General features: G+C 73.8%; 15 protein-coding genes. 3 read left to right on the top strand and 12 right to left on the bottom strand.

The window, feature by feature from the left end; genetic code table 11:
* Positions 1–11: 11 nt before the first annotated feature.
* Both ACIA6B_RS14315 and ACIA6B_RS14320 read right to left on the bottom strand, forming a co-directional pair.
* Positions 12–2,948 (bottom strand): type I polyketide synthase, encoded by a 2,937-nt coding sequence (locus tag ACIA6B_RS14315; protein ID WP_396773435.1) that lies wholly within the window; start codon positions 2,946–2,948, stop codon positions 12–14.
* Positions 2,945–6,400, bottom strand: a complete 3,456-nt coding sequence (locus ACIA6B_RS14320; protein WP_396773437.1) for an amino acid adenylation domain-containing protein — start codon at positions 6,398–6,400, stop codon at positions 2,945–2,947. The genes ACIA6B_RS14315 and ACIA6B_RS14320 overlap by 4 nt, the downstream gene beginning before the upstream one ends.
* A gap of 296 nt (positions 6,401–6,696) precedes the next feature.
* Between ACIA6B_RS14320 and ACIA6B_RS14325 the strand changes: the two genes are divergently transcribed.
* Positions 6,697–7,893: an MFS transporter gene (locus tag ACIA6B_RS14325; protein ID WP_396773439.1), complete on the top strand. Its 1,197-nt coding sequence runs from the start codon at positions 6,697–6,699 to the stop codon at positions 7,891–7,893.
* Positions 7,894–7,981: 88 nt separating this feature from the next.
* Entirely contained in the window at positions 7,982–9,037 is a 1,056-nt protein-coding gene (locus tag ACIA6B_RS14330; protein ID WP_396773441.1) for an alpha/beta fold hydrolase, read from the top strand.
* Between the two features lie 47 nt (positions 9,038–9,084).
* Here ACIA6B_RS14330 and ACIA6B_RS14335 read toward each other — a convergent pair whose 3' ends face one another.
* Together ACIA6B_RS14335 and ACIA6B_RS14340 are read right to left on the bottom strand one after the other, a co-directional pair.
* The gene (locus ACIA6B_RS14335; protein ID WP_396773443.1) at positions 9,085–9,624 is read right to left on the bottom strand and encodes a copper resistance protein CopC; all 540 of its coding nucleotides are present in this window, start codon (positions 9,622–9,624) and stop codon (positions 9,085–9,087) included.
* A complete protein-coding gene (locus ACIA6B_RS14340) occupies positions 9,621–10,094 on the bottom strand; it encodes a hypothetical protein (RefSeq protein ID WP_396773445.1) in 474 nt (157 codons plus the stop codon). Before ACIA6B_RS14340 ends, ACIA6B_RS14335 begins: the two co-directional genes overlap by 4 nt.
* A 253-nt stretch (positions 10,095–10,347) precedes the next feature.
* On the opposite strand from ACIA6B_RS14340, the gene ACIA6B_RS14345 reads away from it, so the two are divergent.
* Positions 10,348–11,700 carry an FAD-dependent oxidoreductase gene (locus ACIA6B_RS14345; RefSeq protein WP_396773446.1) on the top strand — a complete coding sequence of 451 codons (1,353 nt, stop codon included), beginning with the start codon at positions 10,348–10,350 and terminating at the stop codon, positions 11,698–11,700.
* Positions 11,701–11,773: 73 nt separating this feature from the next.
* Here the strand turns inward: ACIA6B_RS14345 and ACIA6B_RS14350 are convergent, their stop codons facing one another.
* From ACIA6B_RS14350 to ACIA6B_RS14385, 8 genes are all read right to left on the bottom strand, one after another.
* Positions 11,774–12,622: a maleylpyruvate isomerase N-terminal domain-containing protein gene (locus tag ACIA6B_RS14350; RefSeq protein WP_396773448.1), complete on the bottom strand. Its 849-nt coding sequence runs from the start codon at positions 12,620–12,622 to the stop codon at positions 11,774–11,776.
* A 220-nt stretch (positions 12,623–12,842) separates the two neighbouring features.
* Positions 12,843–13,898 (bottom strand): enediyne biosynthesis protein, encoded by a 1,056-nt coding sequence (locus ACIA6B_RS14355; protein WP_396773450.1) that lies wholly within the window; start codon positions 13,896–13,898, stop codon positions 12,843–12,845.
* Positions 13,895–15,865 (bottom strand): CRTAC1 family protein, encoded by a 1,971-nt coding sequence (locus ACIA6B_RS14360; protein ID WP_396773451.1) that lies wholly within the window; start codon positions 15,863–15,865, stop codon positions 13,895–13,897. Before ACIA6B_RS14360 ends, ACIA6B_RS14355 begins: the two co-directional genes overlap by 4 nt.
* An 86-nt stretch (positions 15,866–15,951) precedes the next feature.
* Positions 15,952–17,247 carry a cytochrome P450 gene (locus ACIA6B_RS14365; RefSeq protein ID WP_396773668.1) on the bottom strand — a complete coding sequence of 432 codons (1,296 nt, stop codon included), beginning with the start codon at positions 17,245–17,247 and terminating at the stop codon, positions 15,952–15,954.
* A gap of 62 nt (positions 17,248–17,309) precedes the next feature.
* Entirely contained in the window at positions 17,310–17,843 is a 534-nt protein-coding gene (locus ACIA6B_RS14370; protein WP_396773452.1) for a flavin reductase family protein, read from the bottom strand.
* Positions 17,840–18,280, bottom strand: coding sequence for a thioesterase family protein (locus tag ACIA6B_RS14375; RefSeq protein ID WP_281942478.1), 441 nt, complete (start codon positions 18,278–18,280; stop codon positions 17,840–17,842). Before ACIA6B_RS14375 ends, ACIA6B_RS14370 begins: the two co-directional genes overlap by 4 nt.
* A gap of 2 nt (positions 18,281–18,282) precedes the next feature.
* Entirely contained in the window at positions 18,283–24,069 is a 5,787-nt protein-coding gene (locus ACIA6B_RS14380; RefSeq protein ID WP_396773454.1) for an SDR family NAD(P)-dependent oxidoreductase, read from the bottom strand.
* Positions 24,066–25,061 (bottom strand): DUF1702 family protein, encoded by a 996-nt coding sequence (locus ACIA6B_RS14385; protein WP_396773456.1) that lies wholly within the window; start codon positions 25,059–25,061, stop codon positions 24,066–24,068. Before ACIA6B_RS14385 ends, ACIA6B_RS14380 begins: the two co-directional genes overlap by 4 nt.
* Between the last annotated feature and the right edge of the window lie 332 nt (positions 25,062–25,393).

A 25,393-nucleotide genomic window follows, 5' to 3' on the forward strand; every position in this document is an offset into this window, starting at 1 on the left:
CTCTCCCGGTGTCACTGGTTCGCGCCGGCCGGCAGGCGGTCGAGCGCCGCCCGGGTCAGCCCGCGCACGGTAGGGTCCTGCGCCAGGATGCGCAGCGGCACGCGCACGCCGCACCGCTGTCGCAGCCGGCTGAGCATCCGCACGGCGACCAGCGACTCCCCACCCAACGCGAAGAAGTCGGAGTCGGGTGCCACGTCGGTCGCCCCGAGCAGGTCCCGCCACGCCGCGATGATCTCCCGTTCCACGGTGGCGGCGGGCGTCTCGGGTTCGTCCGGCTCGGCGGTCGGCTCCGGAGCCGCGGTGCCCGCCGCCGTCTTCTCCCCCGCCGCCGGCTCGGTGAGGTCGACCCAGTGCCGGACGCGTTCGAAGGGGTACGTCGGCAGCGGCACCCGCCGGGCGTCCGGGTCGAGCCGGAACGGGGCCCAGTCCGGCTCGACGCCGGCGGTCCAGGCCGTCCCGAGCGCCCGCAGCAGCACCGGCAGCGCGGCGGTGCCCGGCTCGGCCGGCATCGTGGGCGCCACCGGCACCCGTCCGCCGCCCGCCGCCCGGATCAGCGCCGTCAGCGCCCGGCCCGGCCCGACCTCGAGGACGACCGGGTGGCGCGTGGTCAGCAGCTCGGCGGCGGCCTCCCGGAACCGCACCGGCTCGCGCAACTGCCGCACCCAGTGCTCCGCCGGACGGGTCGCGCCCTCGACCACCGGCCGGCCGGTCAGCCCGCAGTGGACGGTGGTGGTGACCGGGTGGTGCGGCACCGCGCCGACGACCGCCCGGAAGTCGTCGAGGACGGGGTCGAGCAGGCTGGAGTGGAAGCCGTGCGCGGCGGGCACCGGGCGCACCCGGAGGCCGGCGGCGGCGCACCTGTCGGTCAGCTCCCGCACCCCGGCCGGCGAGCCGGAGACGACGGTGACGCCGGGCGCGTTGTCGGCGGCCACCTGCACATCCGGCGGCAGCAGCGCGGCCACCCGGTCCCGGTCGGCCAGCACGGCGGCCATCCGACCGGGCGGGGTGCGCTCCACCAGCCGCCCGCGTTCCGTGAGCAGCGCCAGGGCGTCGGTCAGGCGCAGGCCACCGGCCAGGCAGAACGCGGCGTACTCGCCGACGCTGTGCCCGATCATCCGCTGCGGTCGCAGGCCCCAGTCGAGGAGTTGGGCGCCGAGCGCGTACTCCACCAGGAACAGGGCGGGCTGGGCGACCGAGGGACGGGCCGTCCGGTCGGCGGCGTACGGGTCCAGGAGCGCGGCGCGCACCGGATCGGCGGTGCCCGCGGGCAGCGCGTCCAGCCCGGCGTCGAGCCGCTCGCGGACGCCGGGCAGCCGGGCGTGGAGGTCGGCGGCCATCCCGGGGAACTGGCTGCCCTGCCCCGGGAAGGCGAACGTGAGCGTCGCCCGGCGGGGCACGACCACGGGCTCCGGATCGGTGTCGAGCTGCCGCAGCAGGTCGGCGCGGTCGGTGGCGACGATCGCCCGCCGGACCGGCCAGGCGGTACGGCCGACGCGGCTGGTGTGCGCGACGTCGGCGAGTTCCCACCCGGGCGCCGCCGTCAGGTGGTCGGCGAGCCGCCGCGCCGCCGTCCGCACCGCCTGCGGGGTACGCCCGCTCAGCACGACGAGGTCGGCGTCCGGCGCGGACCTGGACGGGCCCGGGTTCGGGGGCGCCTGCTGGAGGACCACGTGGGCGTTGGTGCCGCCGATGCCGAACGAGCTGACGCAGCCCCGGCGCGGCCCGCCCCGCGCCGGCCAGGGCTCGGCCGTCGGGTTGACGCGCAGGCCGGCGTCGGCGAACGGGATGTCGGGGTGGGGCCGGTCGTGGTGCACGGTGGGCGGCACGACGCCGTGGCGCAGGGCCAACAGCATCTTGATCATCCCGGTGATCCCGGCGGCGGCGTCCAGGTGGCCGAGGTTCGGCTTCACCGACCCCAGCAGGCGTCCGCCCGCCGGCCCGCCCGGCCCCAACGCCGCGCCGAGGCCGGCGACCTCGATGGCGTCGCCCATCTCGGTGCCCGTGCCGTGCGCCTCCACCACGTCGACGTCCGCCGGGTCGAGACCGGCCCGGGCCAGGGCCATGCCGATCACCTCGGCCTGACCGGCGACCGCGGGCGCGGTGTAGCCGACCTTCGCGGCCCCGTCGTTGTTGACCGCGGAGCCGAGCACCAGCCCCAGGATCGGATCGCCGTCGGCCAGCGCGTCGGCGAGGCGGCGCAGCACGACGATCCCGGCGCCGTTGCCGGCCACCGTGCCGGCGGCGTCGCGGGAGAAGGCCCGGCAGTGCCCGTCCGGCGCGCCGATGCCGTTCGGCTCGTAGCGGTAGCCGCGCTGCTGCGGGGTGCTGACCGTCGCGCCCCCGGCCAGGACCAGGTCGGTGTCCCCGCTGTGCAGGCTCTCGCAGGCCAGGTGCACCGCGACGAGCGAGGTCGAGCAGGCCGTCTGGACGCCGATCGCCGCGCCGCGCAGGCCGAGACGGTACGCGATCCGGGTCGCGGCGTGGTCCTTCTCGTTGCCGATGATCATCGGGAGCGCACCCAGTTCGGCGAGCAGGTCCGGTCGCCCGAGCAGATGGTTCGTCAGGTAGGTGTTGACGCCGGTGCCGACGAAGACGCCGATGCGGCCCGGTTCCCGGCCGGGCGGGTGGCCCGCGTACTCCAGCGCCTCCCACGCGCACTCCAGCAGCAGCCGGTGCTGGGGATCGGTGATCATCGCCTCCCGGGGTGGGAGGCCGAAGAAGGCGGCGTCGAAGTCCTCGATGCCGTCGAGCACGCCACGCACCGGCACGTAGTCCTCGTCGTCGCGCTCCGATGCGGGGACGCCGGCGGCGGCGAGCTGCTCCGGCGTGAACCGGGTGAGCAGCTCCCGGCCCTCGACCAACGCGTCCCACAGTTCGTCCAGCGAGGCGACGCCGGGAAAGCGGCCGGCGACGCCCACCACGGCGACCGGTCCGCGTCCGGCGCTCACCGCGTCGCCGCCGTGGTCGCCGGTCCCGCGCCGCGCAGCCAGCCGGCGAGCGAGTCCACGGTGGGGTGGCGGTAGAGGTCCAGCAGGACGATCGACCGGTCGGGCAGTCTGTCCCGCAGCAGCCGGTGCACCCTGGCCAACTGCAACGAGTCGCCGCCCACCTCGAAGAACGGCTCGTCGAAGTCGAAGTCGTCGTCGCCGAGCACGGTGGCCCAGACCTCGGCGATCAGCGATTCGAGATCCTCCGCCGGTGCGCCGGGCGGTGTCGGGGCGCGGTGCGGCGTCGGGGCCGCCGTGGACGTCTGCTCCTCGACCCGGCGCAGGATCGCCCGGGCGTCGACCTTTCCGTTGCCGGTGAGGGGAAGCGCGTCGAGCAGCACCCAGCGTTTCGGCACCGCGTACGCCGGCAGGCTCCGCGACACCGACACGCGCACCTCCTCGACGAGACCGGCCTCCGGCGGGGCGACCAGCGCCGCCACCAGGAAGCGGCCGTTCTCCGCGTCGCCGGCCACCACGACCGCCGCGTCGGACACCCGTGGGTGCGCCGACAGCCGGTGGGTCACCTCGTCCTGCTCGACCCGGTGGCCGTCCAGTTTGACCTGCTGGTCCCGGCGGCCCAGGAAGCGTAGTCGGCCCTGCTCGTCCCAGCGTACGAGGTCGCCGGTCCGGTAGCAGCGGGTGCCGTCGCCGAGCCGCCGGAACGCCGCCGCGGTCCGCTGCGGGTCGTCCAGGTAGTCCAGGGCCAGCCCGGCGCCGACGGCGCACAGCTCGCCCACCGCGCCGGGTGGCAGCAGCTCGCCGTCGTCGTCGAGGACCAGGACGCCGGTGCCGCCCACGGGCCGCCCGATCGGGACGTCGTCCGGCAGCTCGCACGGGTCGTCGACGTGGTGCACGGTGGTGAAGACGGTGTTCTCGGTGGGGCCGTAGCCGTTGGTGACCCGTAGCCCCGGACAGGCCCGCAGCACGGCCGCGACCTGCCCGGCCGGCACCACGTCGCCGCCGGCGAGCAGTTGCCGGAGCCCGCCGAAGGCCGCCGGGTCGTAGTCGGCGAGCACCCGGAACAGGCCGGCGGTCAGCCAGGCGACGGTGACCTCCCGCTCGGCGAGGAAACGGGCCAGCTCACCGGGGTGTGGCACCGGGCCCGGGAAGATCTCGACCCGGCCGCCGGTGAGCAGCGGGACGAACAGTTCCATCGTGGACGCGTCGAAGGCCAGCGGTGCGAGCCGCAGGAAGCCGTCCCCGGGCTCGGACCGGAACACGTCGGGGTCGTGCACGAGGCGCAGCACCGCGGCGTGGGTGATCCGGGCGGCCTTGGGCTCGCCCGTCGACCCGGAGGTGAACGCCAGGTAGGCGACCCGCTGCGGATCGGTCGGCGCGGCCACGGGAGGGACGGCGGCGCCGGCGGGCCGGGACGGCCCGTCGAGGGCCGGGCCGACCCCGGCGAGCCGGGCGACCCGCGGATCACCCACGACGGCGGCGGGGCGGCACCGGGCCAGCTGCGCCGCCACCCGCTCGTCCGGGGCGTCGGCGTCGAGGCCGGTGTACGCCGCCCCCAGCCGCAGCGTCGCCAGCACGGCCACCACCTCGGCGGTGCCGGGCGGGGTCGCCACCACCACCGTCGAACCGGCCGTCACCCCGGCCTCGGCGAGGTCCGCGGAGAACCGCTCGGCCAGGTCGAACAGCTCGGCGTACGTGGTGCTGCCCTCGGAGCCGCGCACGGCGATCGCCCCCGGTCGCCGGCGGACCTGCTCCGCGAACGCCTGCCACAGCCCGGTCGCCGGGCCGGTGTCCGGGCCGCGGCCCCACTCGTCGAGCCGGGCGCGCTGCCGCTCGGACATTCCGCGGACCGTCCGTAGTGGCAGGTCGCGGGCCTGCGCCAGCGCCACCAGGGTCGCCTCGAACGCCTCGGCCAGCTCTGCCGCGCCGGCCGGGGAGAGCGCCGCCAGCCGGTGCTCCAGCGCGAACCGGGGCCGCTCCCCCCAGGTCTGGAGGTAGAGCATCGCGTCGAAGACCGAACCCCCGTCGTGCCCCTCGTGGACGGTCGCCGTCCCGGCGGGGGTCGGCAGCTCGGCGGGGATCAGCTCGTCGTGGGCGGCGAATCCGATCTGGACCAGCGGGTTGCGGTCGATCGCCCCGGCCGCGCCCAGCTCGGACACGAGCGTTTCGAACGGCAGCTCGGCGGCGGCGACCGCGTCGGCGAGGGCGTCGGCCACGGCGGGGGCCAGCGCGCTCGCGGGCGCGTCGTCGTCCCACCGGCAGCGCACCGGCACGACGCGGGTCGCGAGGCCGACCACCTCGCCCAGCTCGGCGGTCGGGCGGCCGGCGGCCGGCACCCCGACGAGCAGGTCGTCGACCCCGCACCGGCGGCCCGTGACCAGCGCCCACGCGGCCAGCAGCACCGCGGGCCGGGTCACGCCGGCGGCGCGCGCCAGGTCGTCGCACGCGGCGGTGGCCCCGGCCCCGAGCGTGAAGGTCAGCCGCGAGCCCGGTCGGCCCGGCCGGCCGGTGGCGCCGGGCCGGCCGGGCAACTCCACCACCCGCGGCGCCCCGGCCAACTGACCGGCCCGGTGCCGGCGCAGCTCGTCGGCGGGGCGGGCGCGTTCGAGCAGGACGTCAGGGGGGACGCCCGGCTCGGCCGGTGGCAGGGTGCCGCCGAGGTAGGCCGCGGCCAGTTCCCGCAGGAGCAGCCCGACCGCCCAACCGTCGAGCAGGGCGTGGTGGGCCAGCAGCGAGACGACGTGGCTCCCGCCGCCGGGCAGCTCGGTCAGCAGCCACTCGGCGGGCGGCCGGCGGAACGGGTCCAGCCCGGGCGCCAGCTCGGCGAGGTGGGCGTGGGCAGCCGCGACCGGGTCACCGTCCGGGGTGTAGTGCCCCTGTTCCCGCAGCACCGGGCGCCACCGGCGCAGGACGCGGCGCCCGGGTTGGTCGGCGTCGGCGTCGGCGTCGGCGTCGGCGTCGAACACGGTGCGCAGCGTCTCGTGGCGGGCGGTCAACGCGTCCAGGCAGTCGCGCAGGTGGCGGGCGCGGGCGGGACCCGGGCAGCGGAGGCTGAACAACAGGCGGTAACCGACGCCCGGCCACTGCTGCTCGTGCACCAGCATCGCGTGCTGCGCGGGCAGCAGGGGACGCCGGTCCGCCGCCGGGCGCTCCCGCCGCCCACCGCGCTCCAGCGGCCCGCTGCGGCCGAGCGCGGAGACGAGCGGCTCGGGACGCAACAGGTCGGCGAGGTCGATCCGCAGGCCGAGCTCGCGCTCGGCCCGGGCGACCAGCCGCATCGCCCGCAGCGACGTGCCGCCCAAGGCGGCGAAGGATTCCCTCGAATCAGCGGGAAACCGATTCTCGGAAATGCCGAGAACGTCGCGTGACAAATCGAGGAGGGCAGGGGAAAATGCATTTTCCAAGACGTCAGAACCCCCGTTTTGACGACGCCTGCGCGAGTGCGGGCCTCCCATTGAGAGGCCCGCACCGGACCGTAGCACGCGACCGCAGCGCCGAGCAATCCACGCGGGTCAGCGTCCGCGGCGCGGGCGCGGAGTGCTGTTAGAATCGCTCGCGTCAATGCGCGTGTTCAGGTGTCCCGTCCCCGGGCACAGAAAGATCAATGAGCCGGGATTCGCCATCTCGCACGCGGAACACGCAGCTCAAACGGGGGAACGACATGGCGTCACCGCAGTCCACTCTGTCCGGCGCCGGAGGCGGCGGGGCGCCGCGGGGGCGCCTGGGAGCCGCGCTCGGCGCCCTCCTCCCGGTGAGCGGCCCCGCCCGCTGGCTCGCGGTCGCCCAGTTGGCCGGCAGTGTCGGCGCCGGGCTCTACCTGGCCGGAGCGCCGGTCTACTTCCTCCGCGCCGGTGACCTGACCGTCGGCCAGGTGGGAGCCGGGCTCTCCGCCGCCGCCCTCGCCGGCATCGCGGCGAGCGTCCCGGCCGGCCGGCTGGCGGACCGCTACGGCGCCCGCCGGATGTCCGTCGTGTTCGTGCTGCTCCAGGCGCTGTTCGTGCTCCTGCTGTTGGCGGCCGACCGGTTCTGGCTCTTCGTGCCGCTGGTCGCGCTGGTCGCCGTCGCCGAGCAGTCCTGGGACGTCAGCCGCGACGGCATGATCGCCGCCGCGGTCACCGGAAGCGACCGGGTGCGTGTCTCGGCGTACCTGCGGAGCGTGTTCAACGCCGGCTTCGCGCTCGGCACGCTGGCCGCCGGCCTGGTGCTCGCCGTCGACTCGCGGGCGGCGTACCTCGGCATGCTGGCGGCCGTGGCCGCGTGCTGGGTCGCGGTCGCCGGCCTCTACCTGCTGCTGCCGGCCTGGCCGCGGCCCGCCCCGACGGACGGCGCCCGGGAGCGCGTCCGACCCCTCGCCGACCTGCCCTACCTACTGGTGGCGCAGGTGAGCTGCCTCACCCGGATCGGTGAGACGATCCTGCTGGTCGGGCTGCCCCTCTGGATCGTCTCCGCCACCGACGCGCCCCGCCCGCTCGCGGCGTGGCTGACCGGCATCAACACCGTGCTGGTCGTGCTGCTCCAGGTGCGGGTGTCGCGGGCCGGCGACACCATTCCGTCCGCCGCCCGCCTCCAGCGGTTCGCGTTCCTGCTGCTCGCCGCCGCCTGCCCGGTGGCCGCGCTGACCGGCCGGCTGCCGGCGGCGCCCGCGATCGCGGTGCTGGTGCTGGTCGCGGTCCTGCTGACCTTCGCCGAGCTCGGCGGCGAGACGGCGCGGTGGACCATGCAGTTCGGTCTCGCCCCGGAGCGGGCGCAGGCCCGCTACGCCGGGGTGTTCCGGCTCGGCCAGGCGGTCCCGGCGGTGGCGGGCCCGGCCCTGGTGACCGGCCTGACCGGCGGTCTGGGCGCCGCCGGCTGGCTGGTCCTCGCCCTGATCCCGCTGGCCGGCGCCGCGCTCAGCGGCCCGGTCGTGGCCTGGGCCCGCCGCACCCGCCCGGAGCCGGCCCCCTCCTGACCCGTCGGGCCACGTCGCGCGGCCCGACCCCAGCAACGCCGCGGACCGCCGGTCCGCGCCAGTCGACCGCCAACGGGGGGACACCGGAATGACACCGACGACCACGGCCGTCCGGGACGGCCGACCACGAGACGCCATCGAACTGGTGCTGCTGCGCATCTGGCGCGACCACCTGCGCAACCCCGCTCTCGGCGTCGACGACGACTACTTCTCCCACGGCGGCACCTCACTCCAGGCGGTGCGCACCCTGTCGGAGATCCGGCGACGCACCGGGGTGTCGCTGCCGCTGCCCGTCATGGCGCGGGCCAGCAGCGTCACCGCGATGGCCCGGCTGCTGCGCGACGGGTTCACGGACACGCCCACCCCCGTCGTGCCGATCCGACCCGGTGATCCCGGCGGCCCGGTGGTCGCCTGTGTGCACCCGCTCGGCGGCAGCGTGTTGTGGTACAGGCACCTCGCCGACGCGCTGCCGGCGGGCCACACCTGCGTCGGGTTGCAGGCGCGGGCCCTCGACCCGCGGATGCAGCCGGACCACACCATCGGCGAGATGGCCGCCGCCTACCGCGCGGAACTGGCCCGCGCCTACCGCCCGGAGCAACTCGTCCTGGTCGGCTACTCGTTCGGCGGGCTGGTCGCGTACGAGATGGCGAGCCGGATGGCGGACGACGGCGAGCGACCCGCCGCGGTGGTGCTGCTGGACACCGCCGTGACCCGCCGCGCGCAACCACCGGCCTCCCGCGCCCGGCTGCTCTGGTCCCTGGTCAACCACAATCTCGGCCTCGACCTGCCGGCGGACGAGCTGGCCGGGCTCTCCCCCGAGGCGATGTGCACGCGCATCCTCGACGAGGGAACCGCCCGGGGTGTCCTGCCGCCCGGCTTCGGCGCCGACCGCCTGCGCCGCCTCGTGGAGATCTATCCCATCAACGCCGAGGCGGAACGCGTCTACCGGCTGCCGTCCTACCCCGGCTCACTGGAGCTGGTCCGCCCGCAGGAGCCACGCGTGGACGAGGAGAGCCTGGAGATCTGGTCGGAACGGTGCGGGGGCGGCGTGCGCGTGCACCGGGTGCCCGGTTCGCATCTGGATCTGCTCGACCCGGCCCACGCCCCGGCGGTCGCCGAGGTGATCGCCGGGCTGGGAACCTGACCGGCCGCTGTCCCGAGACCGCCCGACCCGAGGGCCGGGCGGCCGGATCAGCGCACCCGTGGCCGAAGCAGCAGGACCGACACCAGGCCGGCCACCAGCACCAGGTCGATCAGCACGAGCACCAGGGTGCTGGTGTCCCGCTCCAGGTGGTGTTCGTGCGCCGGGGCGGCGACCTCGACCGGTCCCGTGGGGGTCCCGGTCCCCTGGCCGACAGAGAAGGTGGCGATGCCGGCGACGGGCGTGCCGTCGTCGAGTTCGACGTGGTAGCCGACCTGGTAGGGGCCGGGGCGGCCGGCCGAGACCGGGACGCTGATCCGGTTGCCGTTGAGGATCGGATCGCCGGTGGAGACCTTGTCCCCGCTGGGGCCGAGCACCGTGAGGTGCATGACGCGCGGGTGCGGGGCGGCGTCGAACCGTAGCGCCACCTGGGTGGGCGAGACGGCGACCGACGCGCCGTCGACCGGCTCGACGGCCTCCAGCCGGGCCGGCGCCGCCCGGCCGAAGACGAGGTAGACCACCAGCAGCGCCAGCCCGACGCCGGCAGCGCCGAGGAGCAGCCGGCGACGGGTCGGTGACACGGACGTCATGCCGGCAGTGGACGGCAGCTGCAGATCATGTCCCGCGACTCGGCCCGCGACGGCCGCAGGTGGTAGTACATGGCGACGACCATCGGCAGGAACACCACAGTGTTGTAGAACAGGTGCAGCTCGACGCGGGGCAGCACCAGTTGCAGGATGCTGGTCGGCACCGTGCGACCGGCCAGGAAGTGCCCGCTCTGCGCCTGGACCAGCAGCAGGAAGTGCTCGATGTGGTGCCAGAACTGGATGGCGAGCGCCACCGTCCACCAGGTCCGGCTGCGGCCGACGAACCCGGGGCGCAGCAGGAACAGGAAGACCAGCATCACGATCGCGTACCCGTAGTGCAGCCACTCGGACTTGATGAGCCACGGGAACGGCATCCCGAGCACGCCGCGCGCCTGCGCGGGCGTCCAGCCCAGCACCCAGATCTGGTACGCCTGGGTGAGGTGCTCGGCCCAGTGCGCCAGGACGATCACCATGAAAATCGACAGAGCGGCTCGGTGGTGGCGGCCGTTGAGCCCCCAGGGGCGGCCGGTTCTGGTGTCCGGCGAAGACTCCACGAGGTTGGACACGGCGACTCCCAATGTCAACGAACACGAATCGCTCCATTGTGTAACCCGAACCCTACGGATAGCTATCTTCAGATGTGCTGCCTTGCCCGTGGGCGCACGCCGTCGAGGTGCGCACGTCGAGAGGCGAGGCGCCCGTCCGGCCCCGCCTAGCATTCCGGTCATGGTCTCCGCAGGCGACGCCGTGGTGCTCGGCGGCAGCATGGCCGGCCTGATCGCCGCCCGGGTGCTCAGCGAGGCGTACGACACCGTCACCATCGTCGACCGCGACCCGCTGCCCGAGGAGGCGGCGGCCCGGCGCGGGGTGCCGCAGTCCCGCCAACTGCACGTGCTGCTGGCGCGCGGCCGACGGGCCCTCGACGAACTCTTCGAGGGGCTCAGCGACGAGCTGTCCGCCGCCGGCGCGCCCCTGGTCGACCTGCACGACCAGGTGCACTGGTGCAACGACGGCCACCCGATGCGGCGTGCCGCCTCCGACCTGGTCGGCGTGGGCGTCAGCCGCCCGTTGCTGGAGAGCACGGTGCGCGCCCGGGTACGGAACCTGGGCAACGTCCGGTTCTGCCCGCCCGCCGAGGCGAGCGCGCTGCTGAGCACCGAGGACCGCAGCCGGATCATCGGGGTGCTCGTGACGCCGCGCGTCGGGGCCGCGTACCCGATCCACGCCGACCTGGTGGTCGACGCCTGCGGCCGGGCCTCCCGCAGCCCGGTGTGGCTGGCCGAACTCGGCTACCCGACCCCGCCGGAGCAGCGGGTCCCGGTGGACGTCACCTACGTCACCCGCGTCTACCGGCGCGAACCCCGGCACCTCGACGGACTGCTCGGCGCGCTCACCAACGCCGTGCCGGGTCGCCCCCGCACCGGCATCGTCGCCGCGCAGGAGGACGGCCGGTTCGCGGTGGCGCTCAGCGGGATGCTCGGTGAGCAGCCGCCGTCGGACCACGAGGGTTTCACCCGGTTCGCCGAGTCACTGGGCATGCCGGTGATCAGCCGCTTCGTGCGCGACGCCGTCCCGGTGGGCGGCCCCGCCCAGATGCGCTATCCGGCGAGCGTGCGCCGACGCTACGAGCGGCTGCGCCGCTTCCCGCTCGGCTACCTGGTGGTCGGCGACGCCGTGTGCAGCTTCAACCCGGTGTACGGCCAGGGCATGACGGTCGCCGCCACCGAGGGCCTGCTGCTCCGCTCGCTCCTGCCCGGCGGCCCGGACCGGCTGGCCCGGCGCTTCTTCCGCGGCGCGGGCAAGCTGATCGACGGGCCGTGGTCCATCGCGGTCGGCACGGACCTGCGGTTCCCGCAGGTGCCGGGCCCACGCTCGGCGCGGGTCCGGCTGGTCAACTGGTACGTGCACCGGCTGCACGCGGCGGCCCGGACCGACGCGGTGCTGGGCGAGGCGTTCCTGCGCGTGCTCAACCTCGTGGACCCGCCGACCCGGCTGCTCCGGCCCGCGATCGCGCGCCGGGTCCTGCGTGGTGGCGGCGCCGACCCGGTGCCGTCGGCGGGTGTCGCGGGCGGCCGGTGACCGTCGCGGGTCGTCGGGCTCGGCACGGCGTCGACGCCCCACGCCGCCGGGTCACCGGCGGCCCGCGCGCCCGTCAGCTCGGGCAGCGGACCTTGCGCATGAACGCGAGCATCAGCCACGGCCTGGGGCCGCCGACCCGGACGCTGCGGGAGAGCATCGCCCGCACGGGTGAGACCCGGCCGAAGAGCATCAGGTTGAGGACCACCGGGTCGTAGCTGACCCGGACGTCCGGGCGGGTGCCCGGATCGGCGACGCTCACCACGTTCCGGTCGAGCAGCAGGGTCACCGGGCGCGCGTGGCGCGACTCGAAGGCGACCGCCACGCGCACGTCGGGCAGCGGTTTCGGGGTGTCGAGCAGGTGACCGTACCCGTCGCGGACCAGCCCGACGAAGAACACCTCGAAGAACGCCGCCGCCTCGCCGGGCGGGATCTCGTGCGGGAGACCGGCGGCCCGGGCGATGTCCCAGCCGTGGATGTTGAACTCGTTGACGATGTGGGCGAAGAGCCCCGCCATGGTGAGCGTCGAACTGCCCAGCCAGGGCAGCGGCGCCGACGGGTCGACGTCGCGCGTGGCGTCGAGCATCGCCGCGCAGTTCGCGCGGATGCGGGCCGCCAGCGCCCCCGGGTCACGCTCCTCGCACAGGCGCATCACCTCGACGTTGAGCAGTGCGAGATCGTCGACGTTGGTGCGCTGCCACTGCTCGTACAGGCCGGGGTGCGGAAACGCCGGCTCGGGGTAGGCCCGGGTGATGACGGCGTCGAGGTCGGTCACCGTGACCAGGTGGACCGCGGTGTCGACGACCGACCACTCCCGGGTCGCCCGCACGTCCGCCGGGGCCTTCTCGACCAGGGCGGCGAACCGCTCGCCGGCGGCGGTGACGTCGTCGCGGATCGACTCCCACTGCTGGGTGGACACTTCCATGCCGGTGCCTCCGTCCGGTTGGCGAGCATCGTGGGAAGCCCGCGGTGACCGAACATCACGGGTACCCAGAGTGCACAGTAGACGACGGAGGGAGCATCCGGGGGGAGCTGTCCGCAATGCGTTGACGAGCACCTGTCGGTGAAGCGACCGGACCGCCCTCCCCACTGCGGTGCCCCGCAGGGTGGAGGACGGTCCGGTCGGTGTCGCGCCGGGTGGCGGGTCAGCGGGCGATCGGCAGCTCGACCGCCGCGGGCGGCGGCACCGGCTGCACCGGGGTGCGCTCGCCACGCCGCTCCATCAGCCACTTGCCCCACCAGAACAGACCCCGGGCCAGGCAGACGATGGTGACCGCGAAGAACAGCGTGTAGACCACGTTGAAGACCATCAGGACGCCGTACACCATGGCCACCGAGGAGCCGAACATGAACTGGTTCCGCGCCTTCGACGGCGTGGTGCCCGGGTCGGTGATCATGTAGTTGGTGAACAGCACGAACGCCACCCCGGTCATGATGCTCAGCGCCGACCAGAGCTGCACGTCCCAGACGTAGTGCCGGATCAGCGCCTGGATGACGAAGCCACCGACCCAGCCCACGATCAGCGCGACCTTCTTGGTGAGCATCGCGTTGAGGATGGTGCCGGCGGTGAGGACCACCATCGGGATGAACATCCGGAACACGTCCGGCACGTTCTCCGTGAAGTGGTACGGCGGGGCCACGTTGACCCACGCGAACGTGAGCAGCGCGATCGTGATGCCGAAGTTCGACGGGTTCATGAAGTGCCGCATGCGCCCGTTGATCGGCGCCTGCAGCACCGCCTTCTGACCGATGGCCACCACCACCGCGAAGGCGATCGGCCAGAACATGTCGTTGGCGTAGAGCAGCATGTTCACCGCGAGCGCGGTGATGTGGGTGGGCAGCAGGAACGTGTAGACACCCCACGCGCCGTTGCCGCTGTAGGCCGGCCGGCGGCCCAGGGACCGGGCCGCGACCGCCTCGATCACCAGCTCCACGGTGTACCCGAGCGCCAGGACGAACAGCGGCCAGGTCCAGGGCTGCTCGAAGCCGAGGATCGTGTAACCGAGGATGTTGAGGATGGACATGGAGATGGCGAAGTTCCGCAGCGCGAGGTAGCGCGGGTCACGCTTGTCCACCCGGGGTACGGGCGGCCGGGTGTCGACGCCCCGGTGGGCCCCGGCCGGGCCGGCGCCGTTGCGGGCCGCGTCGACGGCCTCGACCGTGGTGGTCGCGCCTTCCGGGGCGCGTTTGACGTCCGTCATGGCTTGGTCAGCTCCTGGGCTCGGTCGGTGAGCATGAGGTCGTGCCACCCGGCGGCGAGGGACAGCGTCTGCTGGTGCCGGGCGCCGGAGAGATCGCGCCAGCTCAGCTCGACGGTGACGGGTGCGGCGCCCTGGGCGCCCAACCCGACGAACACGTCGAAGCTGCGCTTGCCCGAGTGCCCGCCCCCGCCGTCGAGCTGGGCGAGCTGGGTGCGGCCGTCGGCCGTGGTCACCCGCGCCTGCGCGCCGTACGCCGGGGTGCCGGCGTCGCCGGACTGGCCGGCGCCGAGCGCGGGCCGGTGCAGCCGCAGCCCGAGGAAGGCGCCGATCTCCGTCTTGGTGTTCTTGTAGAAGGCCGGTGGCCCCCACTGCCGCGCCACCGCGAAGTCCTGGCGGCCGTCGCCGTCGGTGTCGCCCACGGCGACCCCGCGCGTCGGGGTCCGGTCGTCGAGCCCGAGTTGCGGGCTCAGGTCGACGTAGCGGCCGTTGCCCTCCGGCGCCCAGAACGCCAGCGCGTTGGAGCCGGCGATGTCGTCGCCGGGCTGGGCGTTGGGCCACATGTCGGGCTCGCGCAGCATCAGGTCGTTGCTGGCGGCCAGCTCCTGGAGCCAGTTGAACCGGTTGATCGTGCCCTTGACGAAGCCGCAGGACTGCACCACGACGAGTCGGCCGCTGTTGTCGAAGTCGGCCATCTTCGCGTCCCAGCCCCAGCCGACCCAGGCGAGGTTCTTCGACGCGGCCTCGTTCTCGAAGGGCGCGATGCCCTTGCTCATCCGCTCGCGCGCCTCCTGCGGGGTCTTCGCGGTGTTCAGCCAGACGAAGTTGCTCTCCTCCAGCCCCCACGACTCGGTGATGTTGCTGACGAAGGCGTCGAACCGGCCGGTGCCGGACAGGTCGGCGAAGTCGACCGACATCCCCTTGAACGAGTCGTGCCCCATCACCAGCGACTTCGGGTCCAGCGGGCCGCGCCGGCCCTCGGCCAGCTTGAACCTGATCCGGCCGGGCGTCGACACGTTGTGGAAGAACCGGTCGTTGCCGAAGTCGTTGGCGAGGTACAGCTCGGGCAGCAGGTCACCGTCGAGGTCGGCGGAGGCCGAGGCGAGCGTCCACCCCGTCGCGTACCGGGGGTCGATCGCGCTCTGCACCTCGTAGGTGGCGGTCGGCTCGGCGCCGCTGGTGGCCCCGGTCCAGCGCAGGATGTGCGCCCCGCCCGCGTTCTGCGCGCGGGACATGGAGTGGTTCATCTGCACGTTGGGCAGGCCCTGCGGGTCGAGCACCTGCGAGTCCGGGAAGTAGTTGAAGATGCCGATGTCGGGTCGGCCGTCGCCGTCGAAGTCGGCGACCGCGGTCGCGTTGGTGTTCCACAGCGGCCCGCGGTACAGGCCGTCGGTGGTCTTCTGCTGCGGGATCAGCTCGACCGGGTGGTACGACGCCAGGCTCAGGCCCCGCGCGTCGCTCTTCTGCAGGAACAGCACGGGCGTCCGACCCCAGTAGTTGACCAGCAGGTCGGTGCGGCCGTCGACGTTGAAGTCGCCCGGCACGCATCCCATCGGCGCGATCGCCGGACCCATCGGCAGCGGCGCCGGTTGCACCACGAACGGCGCGTACGTGGCGCCGCCGCCGGGCGCGGGGGTGACGACGACGCTGTCGCTGCGCGGGTCGACGAGGCACAGATCGTTGGCGCCGCCCTGCCCGTCGAGGTCGTTGAGCGCCACACCGGCGCCGACCGACGAGATCCAGGAGCGGATGTGCTTGTACTTCGGGTTCACGGTGCGGACCGTGCGCTGCGGCAGGCCCGGCGGGAACGCGATGGGCAGTTCGGTGAACGCGAACCGCGACGCCATCGCCTCCCGGTCCGCCGCGGACGCGGACGGCAGTCGCGAGATCGTGAACAGCCCCGCGACGAGCACCAGAACGAAGATGGCGGGAATGAGCCGGCGCAGCGGACCCACTGGTTTCGGTGGCAACGCTCCCCCTCGGGGTGACGCCCGTCGAGGACGGGCTCCTGTGTGGTGCGGTCACGGGTGACGGCGGTCCGTCACCCGGTTGTCCGTCAGTCGGCCGAACTGATGGTCATCGGCATGCCACCGCGCATGCGCAGCGACAACATCGGCTCCGGCACGACCTCGTGGGTGGCGACCTTGGTGAGCCGCAGCTCCCGGACCAGCATCGAGAGCACGAAGGCGGCTTCCATCAGGCCGAGATGGTTGCCGACGCAGAACCGCGGTCCCGCGCCGAACGGGATGTAGGCGTACCGCGGGCGGTCGGTGGACCGGACCGGGTCGAAGCGCTCCGGGTCGAACTCCTCGGGACGGTCCCAGAAGGCCCGGTGCCGGTGCAGCGTGTAGGGACAGATCAGCACGTCGACGCCGGCCGGCACGTGGTACCCGCCGACCACGTCCTCGGCGAGCGTCTTGCGCGGCAGGATCCACACCGGCGGGTACAGCCGCACGACCTCGTCGATGACCATCGCGGTGTACCGCAGCCGGCCCAGGTCCTCGAAGGTCGGCAGCCGGTCCCCGAGCACCGTGGTGGCCTCCTCCCGCAGCCGCTCGCGTACCTCGGGGTGCTTGTCGACCAGGTAGAGCGCCCAGCTCAGCGTGCTGGCGGTGGTCTCGTGCCCGGCCAGCAGCAGCGTCACGAGTTCGTCCCGCAGCCGCTGCCGGCCGACCCGCGGGTCGGGCTCGGCCCGGGCCGACACGATGAGCCGCGACAGCACGTCGTCGCGGTCGCCGGAGTGGTCCCCGCGCTCGTCGACGAGTTGGTCGACGATCGTCTGCAGCCGACGACGGGCGCGCCGGAACCGCAGCTGACGCGGCAGCGGCACCCAGGGCGGCACGGCGCTCAACGTCGCCAGCTCGAACATGGCCTGGTCCTGCACCGCCGTGAAGTCACGGCCGATCGACGGGAACCGGCCGAGGTCGGTGTCGAGCAGGGTCCGCCCGAGCACCCCGAGCGTCAGGCCGGTCATCTCGTGGAACACGTCCACCGGGCCCCGGCGGCCGAGCGTCCGGAGCCGGCCGACGAGGGCCGCCGCCTCCTCGGCGACGATGCCGGCCTGCGCGGCGATGCGTCGGCTCTGGAACGCCGGCTGCACCACCTTGCGCTGTTTGCGCCACAGCTCACCCTCGCTGGTGAGCAGTCCGTCGCCCAGCGCCCGGCGGGCGTGCACCAGACCGATGCCCTTGTGGTAGTTGGCGGCGTTGTCCGCGAGCACGTGCTTGGCGTGGCCGGGGTGGTTGAAGAAGTAGAGCGTCTTCGGTCCGACCGGCAGCCGGGCGGCGTCGCCCCAGCGGGCCGCCGCGGTGGTCATCATGCCGAGGCGGTCCCGGTTCATCATGATCAACATGTTGACCGCGGCGGCGCGCGACGGCCCGTTCAGCGACGGCGACGCCGGACGTACGACCGCGGTCACGACGTCACCACCGCGGACGGCGCCATCTCGAGCCGGCGGAACCGGCCACCGAGGAAGACCAGGGCGTCGCCGTCGCCGTACCGGCGCATGCCCCGCGGGCGGCCCAGGAAGATCGTGTGGTCTCCCCCGTCGTACGACCGCCAGAGCTCGCACTCGAAGTGGGCGACGGCCCCGGCGAGCAACGGCGCGTCCGTCCGCCCGCCCGGCCGCCAGTCGGCGAACTCGAACTGTTCCGGGCCCAGTGGTCGACGCCGGTCCGCGTAGTAGCGCGCCACGGCCTCCTGGTCGGGGGCCAGCACGGAGATGCCGAAGGTGCCGGCGCGGCTGAGCGCCTGGTGCATGAGCGCGTCCCGGTCGACGCAGACCAGCACCAGCGGCGGATCGAGCGAGACGGCGCTGAACGAGTTCGCGGTCATGGCGTGCGGCTCGTCCCCACCGACACTGACCACCGTGACGCCGGTGGCGAAGGTTCCGTAGACGCGACGCATGTGCGCCGAGTCGGTCACCTCTTCGGTGTCGAAGGTCGTCATCGCCGGGCTCCGACGGCGAGGTACGGCTCGAGGGCGTCCTCGAGCGCCTCCGGAACCCGGGTGGGCACGGTCCGGTTGTTCGGGCCACGCATGCAGGCGACGCGCTGGATTCCCCGGGCGGCGAGGACCTCGCCGGCCGGGCCGAGGCGCACGTAGTCGAAGCCGAACTCGAGTTGCGTCTGCGCCCGCTCGATCAGCCGCATCCGGACGGCGATCTCGTCGAACGCGGTGAGTTCGGAGAAGAACTCGCACTCCACCTTGAGCGTGAAGAGCTTGAGGTCGGCCTGCAGGTCGGCGAGGACGGCCGGCGCACGGTCCTTGAGGAACATCTCCCGGCACCGGCCCTGCCACCGCAGGTAGTTGACGTAGTAGACGTTGCCGACGATGTTCGTCTCCTCGAACCCGACGGTGTGCCGCAGCTCGTAGTAGCTCTCCATGGTCATCCCTTCGCACCAGCCAGAACAGTGATCACCACTTGCCCCTCGCCGCCGCGCAGACTGGTGACGAAGGAGGCGGCCCGAGCCCCGCCGGCGCTGAAGAGCACCCAGCCGGGACGTTCCTCGTCGGCCACGACGAGCGGTCCGTGCATCGGCAGTCCGGCCTTCTGCATCGCCTCCACCACGGTCCAGACGCGGGTCGCGGCGGTGTCCGGGGTCTCACCGGGGTTTCCGGCCAGCAGTTCCGCCACCCCGGCGTGCGGGCCGAGCAATCCCTGCCACTCCTCGGGGCCGCGCGGCGCCACGCTCTCGACGTCGCAGCCGAGCACGCCCTCCGCGGCGACGGCCAGCGTGATCCCGGCGCCGTGGGCGATCGAGATGGTGCGCTCCCCCGGGACCTCGGGTCGCCCGTCGGGCCGGTACGTGATCTCGACCGGTCGTCCGAGCGCGTGCCCGGCGGCCACCGCGCTGGTCCGGCGACGGGCGGCGGTCCGCTCGGCCGGGTCCGCCGGCGCGGGCGGGTCGGGCTCGATCGCCACCGCGACGTCGGGCATCCCCAGGTCGCCGAGCCCACGCTCCAGGTAGGAGCCGAGCAGCGGGGGCACCCAGGGGCCCGATCCGTCCTGTTTCCGGACCGCGCGCAGCCGCAGTCCCTCCCACCGCTCGAGGGTGGTCCCGGCCTCGTCGCGCAGGGCGATGTCGTAGATGTACGTGTCGCCGTCGCGCTCCCGTTCGGTGGCGCAGTAGCGCAGCTCGCGAGCCTGGAAGACCTTCGCGCCGCCGGGGTGGATCCGTTCCACGCCGGCGGGCAGCAACGTGGCGTCCGGCACGCACACCTGGTTGCCGTGCATGAGCGCGTCGCGGACGCCCGGGTCACCCAGCAACAGCGTCGGGGAGACGTACGGGGCGAACCACGTGGTCGACTCGTCGGCCGCCACGATCGCGTCCACGTGACGGGCGGCGGCCCGGTGGTACTGCCGGAGCCGCTGGAACCGGGCGCCCTGGAAGAGGATCTCGCCGTACAGGTCGTCGGACGGCGTGATCGAGGCCGGGGCCAACCCGTCCGGCACCTGGTCCGGCGGCCCGTCCGGGGCGGCCTCGCCGCTCAGGCGCAGTCGCGCGGTGAAGTGGTCGGCGGCGAAGCCGGTCTCCTCGCTGCGGATCGCGACCTCGACGGTGTCGTCGTCCGTCACCAGCGCGGCCACCTGGATCTTCGTGTGCCCGTGCGGCGAGACGATGATGGGTCGCAGGAACTCCGCCCGTTCGATGACCGGGACCGCGTCGACGCCCGAGACGGCCGTGGCCACCTGCGCCATGGCCTCCATCCCGAACACGGCCGGGAACAGCAGGTTGCCGTCGAGATCGTGGTCCGCGAGGTAGCGGTCGGCGCCCACGTTCAGCTCCGTCTCGACCACCAGTTCGACCTGGTGGTAGCGGATCAGCACGCGGTCGACGAACCGCAGCAGCGGCAGCGACGGCAGGTCGTAGCGAACCGTGTGGACGCTCTCGGTGCGCCCGCTGATCACCACCACGCCCGGCGTCGCCGGGTCGGCGACCAGCCGCCGCAGGATCGCGATGCCCTGGTCGGGAGTGATGGGCATGACGCCCTCACGGCTGAGCGACTCGACGACCGACAGTCGCTCGCCCATGCCGACGCCCGACCAGACCGACCACTCCAGGCACATGGTGCGGCAGTCGGGGTACGCCCGGGCGAACGCCGTGGTCTCCTCGGCCAGCCAGTCGTTGGCGGTGGCGTAGTGCGCCTCGCCGCGCAGTCCCGCCCGGCCGATGATGCTGCCGAGCGTCACGAGCAACCGGAGCCGGGCCGGGTCGACCGCGTCGAGCACCGCCCGCAGACCGTCGACCTTCGGCGCCAGTGCGGCGCGGAACGCGGCCGGGTCGAGGCTCGGCAGTGCGGCCGGCTCGTTGCGGCCCGCGCCGTGCAGGACCGCGGTGACCGGGCCGAGTTCGGCGGCCAGGTCCCGCACCGCCTGACCGACGGCGTCGGCGTCGGTGACGTCGGCGCGGGCGTACCGCACGGTGACGCCGGCCTCCGCGATCCGGGCCAGGTTGGCCGCCAGCTCGCTGTCCTCGGCGGGGTCGGAGCGGCCCAGCAGCGCCAGCCGGGCGCCGCTGTCGCTGGCCAGGGCCAGGGCGCACTCTGCGGTGATGCCCTTGCCCCCACCGGTGACCAGCAGCACGTCGTCCGCGCCGAGCGGGGCCACCGGGGTGCCCGGCCGCACCGGCATCGCGCGCAGGGTCGGGACCCGCCGGACGCCGTCGTCGTAATGCACCTCGCTGAAGGAGGTGGTGGCGGCGACCTCCTTCACCACCAGCTCGACCGCGCCCTCGGTGGCGGCGGGCAGGTGCACGACGGTGACCAGCACGGTCGGCGCCTCGAGGTGCAACGTCCGGGCGATCGCCGCCGCGCCGCGACCGTGTCCGACCAGGACGAAGCGGGTGCTGCCGGCGGTGAGCGCCTGCTGGGCGCCCCGCAGCGCGGACTCCAGTTGCTCCTCCGTGCAGTCCGGCGGCAGGCAGACCAGGACCCCGCTGCCGAGCCCGGACTGTTCGAGCGTGCTCGCGAGCTCCGCGGCGAACGGGTGGTCCGCGTCGGCGTGCAGGTGCCACGGACCGTTCTTCGCGGTGGCGTCGGCGGGCACCGCCGGCAGCGGCACCTCGTCGAGGTCGACCCGCCAGGGCCGGGCCCAGGCGGCCACGCCGGACACCACCGGGGTGGCGGCGGCATCGCTGTCCCGGGCCGTCTTCGCGAGGTTCTCCATCGTCTCGGCCAGCTCACGGATGGTGGCGGTGGCGAAGTTGATCGGCATCTGGGCCGGCGGCACGTCCAGACGCTGGGCGAGCTGGTTCACCACCTGGCCGACCGTGATGGAGCTGAGGTGCAGGTCGTCGAGGAGCCGGCTGTCCGGTCCGACGAGTTCGAGCGGCAGCTCGGCGCGGTCCGCGGTGAGCCGCCGCAGCAGGTCCTGGGTGGATTCCCCGTCCGGCCCGGCGGAGTCGGCGACCACTGACGGCGCCGCCACGGCGGGCCCACGCTCGATCGCCGGGTCGAGTTCCGGCGCCCGCTCGCACGGGCTGGTCAGGAACGAGAACGTGGCGCCCACTTCCAGCGGTCGCACGAGCCGGCCGTCGAACAGCGCCGCCGGGGCGGGCGCGGCGCCGGTGACGTACGCGGCGCCGGCGACCCGGAGCAGACTCGCGAGCGATTCGCTGTCGGTGTCCAGCGCGACCACCGGAACATCCGTGACCGTGCCGGCCAGCCCGGTGAGCACCTGCCCCGGCCCGACCTCGACGAACAGGTCGGTGTTCTTGGCGGCCAGCGCGACGGCCTGGTTGAACAGGACCGGGTCGGTGATCTGGCGGCGGAGCAGGGCCCGCACGTCGGTCCGGGCGGGGAGCACGTCACCGGTGACGGTGGAGACGACCCGGGCTCCCACCCGGTGGAACGTCTCGTCCGCGAGGGTGTCGGCGAAGGCGTCGGCGGCCGGAGCCACCAGCGGGGAGTGGAACGCGTGCGAGACGCGCAGCCGCGTCGCGCTCAGCCCGGCCGCCTGGGCGTTGCGGCAGACCGCCTCGACCGCGTCGACCGATCCGGAGACGACGGTGTGCTCGGGCCCGTTGTAGGCGGACACGACGACCGGCAGGTCCCCGATGATCGTGTCGAGCATCTCGGGAGGCGCCCCGATGTCCGCCATCGTGCCGGCCTGGCTGTGCCCGGCCATGGTCCGGCCCCGCAGGCCGGCCACCCGCAGCAGGGTCTCCTCGTTCATCGCGCCGGCCCACTGGAGGGCCACGATCTCACCGAGGCTGTGCCCGATCGCGGTCGACGCCTCGATGCCGAGCAGCGCCAGGGCGTGCTGCCCGGCGACGGACCCGGTGACGATGCGCGGCTGGGCGACCTCGGTCGCGACGACGTCGCTACCGGTCGGCAACGCGGCGCGCAGGTAGACGTCCTCGACCTCGGCGAACCGCCGGCGCAGCGCGCCGCCGCTCACGCCGCGTCCGGAACCCTGCCCCGGGAAGAGGAAGCTGATCCGGGCCGGGCCGCTGACGTGTCCGAGCAGGAACCGGCCGTCCGGGCGGATCAGCTTCGCCTCGCCGGACTCGACGGCCTCGCGGGCCGCGGTGAGCAGCCGCTCGGCCTCCTCCGGCGACGAGGCGACGATCGCCGCGCGGAACGGCCGGCCGCGCAGGTCGCGGTGCAGCGTGGCGGCGAGGTCACCGAGCTGCGCGTACGAGATCGCCGGGACGAAGGCGCTCAGCTCGGCGAGCCGCTCGGCGAGTTCCTCCGCCGAGGTGGCGTCGACCAGCAGCAGCTCGGCGTCCTGGACCGAGGTGGCGAGGGCCCGCACCCGGCGGTCCGGCACCGACCGGCGTGGCCCGTGCCGTTCGAGCACGACGTGCGTGTTGATGCCCCCGAAGCCCATCGCGGTGATCCCGGCCCGCACCTCCACCTCGGCCGGCCACGGCTCGGCCTTGCGCAGCGTGCGCAGCCGGGCCCCGTCGGCGGTGAGGATCTCGTGCGGGTCGACGGAGCCGACGCTCGGGGGAAGCACCTCGTGGTGCACGGCCATCGCGGCGCGGATGAACCCGGCCACCCCGGCGGCTGCCTTGGTGTGCCCGATCATGCCCTTGACCGAGCCGATCACGGCGGGCGGCGCCTCCGGGTTCGCCGCCTCCCGGGCACTGGACAGCGCCGTCAGCTCGGTGGCGTCCCCCACCTTGGTGCCGGTGCCGTGTCCCTCGAAGAGCCCGACGGTGTCGACGCCGAAGCCGGCCCGGGCGTACGCGCGGCGCAGCGCGAGCCGGTAGCCGTCGACCTCGGGCCTGGTGATGCCGCCGTGGCCGTCGGAGGAGATTCCCCACCCGGCGACCGAGGCGTAGATCCGGTGACCGGCCTCGACGGCCCGGTCGGTGCGCATCAGCACCACCATGCCGCAGCCCTCACCGGGCCAGAACCCGTTGGAGGTCCGGTCGTAGACCCGCATCTCACCGGTGGCCAGCGCGCCGGTCTTGGCGAAGCCGATGACCTCGAACGGGTCGATGGACAGGTCGACACCGCCGGCGATGGCGACGTCCAGGTCCCCGTCGAGCAGCGCCCGGCACGCGGTCACCACGGACAGCAGCGACGAGGAGCAGGCCCCGTCGACGGTGTAGCCGCCGCCCTTGAGGTCGAAGTAGTTGCAGATGCGGCCGGCGATGGTGTTCGACAGCGCGCCGGCGAGGGTGTCCTCGTCCAGCGGCGGGAACGGGCTCTTGTACGCCGCCTCGTAGCTGGCGAGGAAGGTGGAGATCCGTTCGTCGTCCCAGCCCTCCGCCCGCAGCGCCGCCGCCACGGTCCGCCGCACGTACGGCCAGCGCAGGCGCATCTGGTTGGCGCGGGAGAACTCACCGGTCAGGGTGTTGCCGACGACCACGCCGGTACGCTCCTGCGGCAGGCCCTCACCCATCGGGAACCCGGCGTCGGCGAGCGCCGTCGCGGCGGTGTCCAGGGCCAGCCAGTGCGCCAGATCCGTGGACCGGTAGGTGCTGCCGGCGACCTTGTAGGCGACCCGGTCGAACTCGTAGCCCTCCAGGACGGCGGCGTTGCGCGCGTAGAAGCGGTCCGGGGCGGCCGGGTCGGCGTCCCAGTAGTCGTCATGGTTCATGCGGACGTCGGGGAGCCGCCGGAACGCCCGGCGACCCGCGACGGCGTTCTCCCACAGCTCCTGCGGCGAACGGGCGTCGGGGTAGTGGCACGCCATCCCGACCACGGCAATACTGGTCATTGCTCACTCGGCTTTCGTGTCGCTACCAACGGAATGAAGGCGCTCTTGATGCGCTGGCGCCAGACTTCGTAGGCGGGCAGGACGTCGTCGGTGGGTAGCCCGACCCGCGCCTCATCGGTCACTCGTGTGGCCTCGTCCACCGACATTCCACACAGGACGCCGGTGGCCAGTTCGTTGTGCGGCATCACCAGGCCGGCGCGGACGCGGGCCGCGGCGCCGAACGCGGCGCCCTGCGCGAGTTCCAGCCGGTACTCCCCCGCGGTGCGGGCGAGCCAGTTCAGTTCCTGCTCGCTCCCGCCACCGGCGTAGCAGACGGCGAGCCCGGCGCCGGCGTACAGGTCGGAGCGGCGGTGCGCGGGGAACGCGTCGAGGAGGCGGACGAGTTGCTGGGCGTCCGTTCCGGCCACGAACCAGCAGGCCCGCCCGATGCCCTGGTCGATCGCCCGCAGGGAGTAGTCCCGGGAGTAGTCCCGTGGACCGTCGGTGGGCCACGGAAACGCCGACGGAGCGTCCCGCCGGCGAACGTAGCGGTCGGTCTTAAAGTAAGCCTGGTGGAACCCGTACCCGTCGAGGACGAGCCAGCGCAGCAGGGGATCCGGGGCGTGCAGGCGCGACCACAAGGGACGCGGCAGGCGGGCCATCGCCCAGCCCACCCCGACGTACGCCATGTAGACGTGCTCGTCGTGGTCGGCGAGGAAGCGGGCGACGTGCCGCGACCGCCCGGGCAGGGCGTCGCGGATCGCGAACGCCATCGCCGCGCCCTCGTAGGCGAAGCCCCGGAACGCGGCCGGCGACGACTCGACCACCGGCGCCGCCTCCGGCGGGCCGTCCGCCTCCGCGGCGGCGGCGAAGCCGTGCAGGAACGAGCTGCCGACCGTTTCGAGGCGGTCGCAGGCCTGCTCGTCCTTGAGGTGGAATCCTCGCGTACTGAGTTTTGTCTGCCCCACATCGGGGGTCAGAATGCGGCGTCGAAGCTTGTTCCAAGCAGTCATCATCTTCTCCGGTCTGCCCACTTGAGCCTCATTGTTACGCATCCGTGGGCAGAAAATTCTCCTGCCTTGCGGTCGTTCGCATTCGCCACGGCGATCGCGCCGGTAAACCGCAATAAAATCGACTCCACGCACCACAAAAACGGGAACTGGAGAGTACGCATTACGGTTTACCGCAGATCAGCGCAATGCAGGAGACGGATGCGGAGGCTCCGCCGATACCACGATGACCGTCGTCGGCCCCCGCCCGGAAGCGGCATCCGGAACTTGGCGGGGGAGCGTGCCGTGGATTCCGACGGAGCGGCAGCACACCGGGTACGCACGAATGGTTCTGC

The organism is Micromonospora sp. NPDC051141, from assembly GCF_044455765.1.
Lineage (GTDB): Bacteria > Actinomycetota > Actinomycetes > Mycobacteriales > Micromonosporaceae > Micromonospora.

Bases quoted from the DNA above. Each gene is read 5' to 3' on its own strand.
- ACIA6B_RS14320 (WP_396773437.1), bottom strand. From the start codon at position 6,400: ATGGGAGGCCCGCACTCGCGCAGGCGTCGTCAAAACGGGGGTTCTGAC.
- ACIA6B_RS14330 (WP_396773441.1), top strand. From the start codon at position 7,982: ATGACACCGACGACCACGGCCGTCCGGGACGGCCGACCACGAGACGCC.
- ACIA6B_RS14335 (WP_396773443.1), bottom strand. From the start codon at position 9,624: ATGACGTCCGTGTCACCGACCCGTCGCCGGCTGCTCCTCGGCGCTGCC.
- ACIA6B_RS14340 (WP_396773445.1), bottom strand. From the start codon at position 10,094: ATGGTGATCGTCCTGGCGCACTGGGCCGAGCACCTCACCCAGGCGTAC.
- ACIA6B_RS14345 (WP_396773446.1), top strand. From the start codon at position 10,348: ATGGTCTCCGCAGGCGACGCCGTGGTGCTCGGCGGCAGCATGGCCGGC.
- ACIA6B_RS14350 (WP_396773448.1), bottom strand. From the start codon at position 12,622: ATGGAAGTGTCCACCCAGCAGTGGGAGTCGATCCGCGACGACGTCACC.
- ACIA6B_RS14355 (WP_396773450.1), bottom strand. From the start codon at position 13,898: ATGACGGACGTCAAACGCGCCCCGGAAGGCGCGACCACCACGGTCGAG.
- ACIA6B_RS14365 (WP_396773668.1), bottom strand. From the start codon at position 17,247: ATGTTGATCATGATGAACCGGGACCGCCTCGGCATGATGACCACCGCG.
- ACIA6B_RS14370 (WP_396773452.1), bottom strand. From the start codon at position 17,843: ATGACGACCTTCGACACCGAAGAGGTGACCGACTCGGCGCACATGCGT.
- ACIA6B_RS14375 (WP_281942478.1), bottom strand. From the start codon at position 18,280: ATGGAGAGCTACTACGAGCTGCGGCACACCGTCGGGTTCGAGGAGACG.
- ACIA6B_RS14380 (WP_396773454.1), bottom strand. From the start codon at position 24,069: ATGACCAGTATTGCCGTGGTCGGGATGGCGTGCCACTACCCCGACGCC.
- ACIA6B_RS14385 (WP_396773456.1), bottom strand. From the start codon at position 25,061: ATGACTGCTTGGAACAAGCTTCGACGCCGCATTCTGACCCCCGATGTG.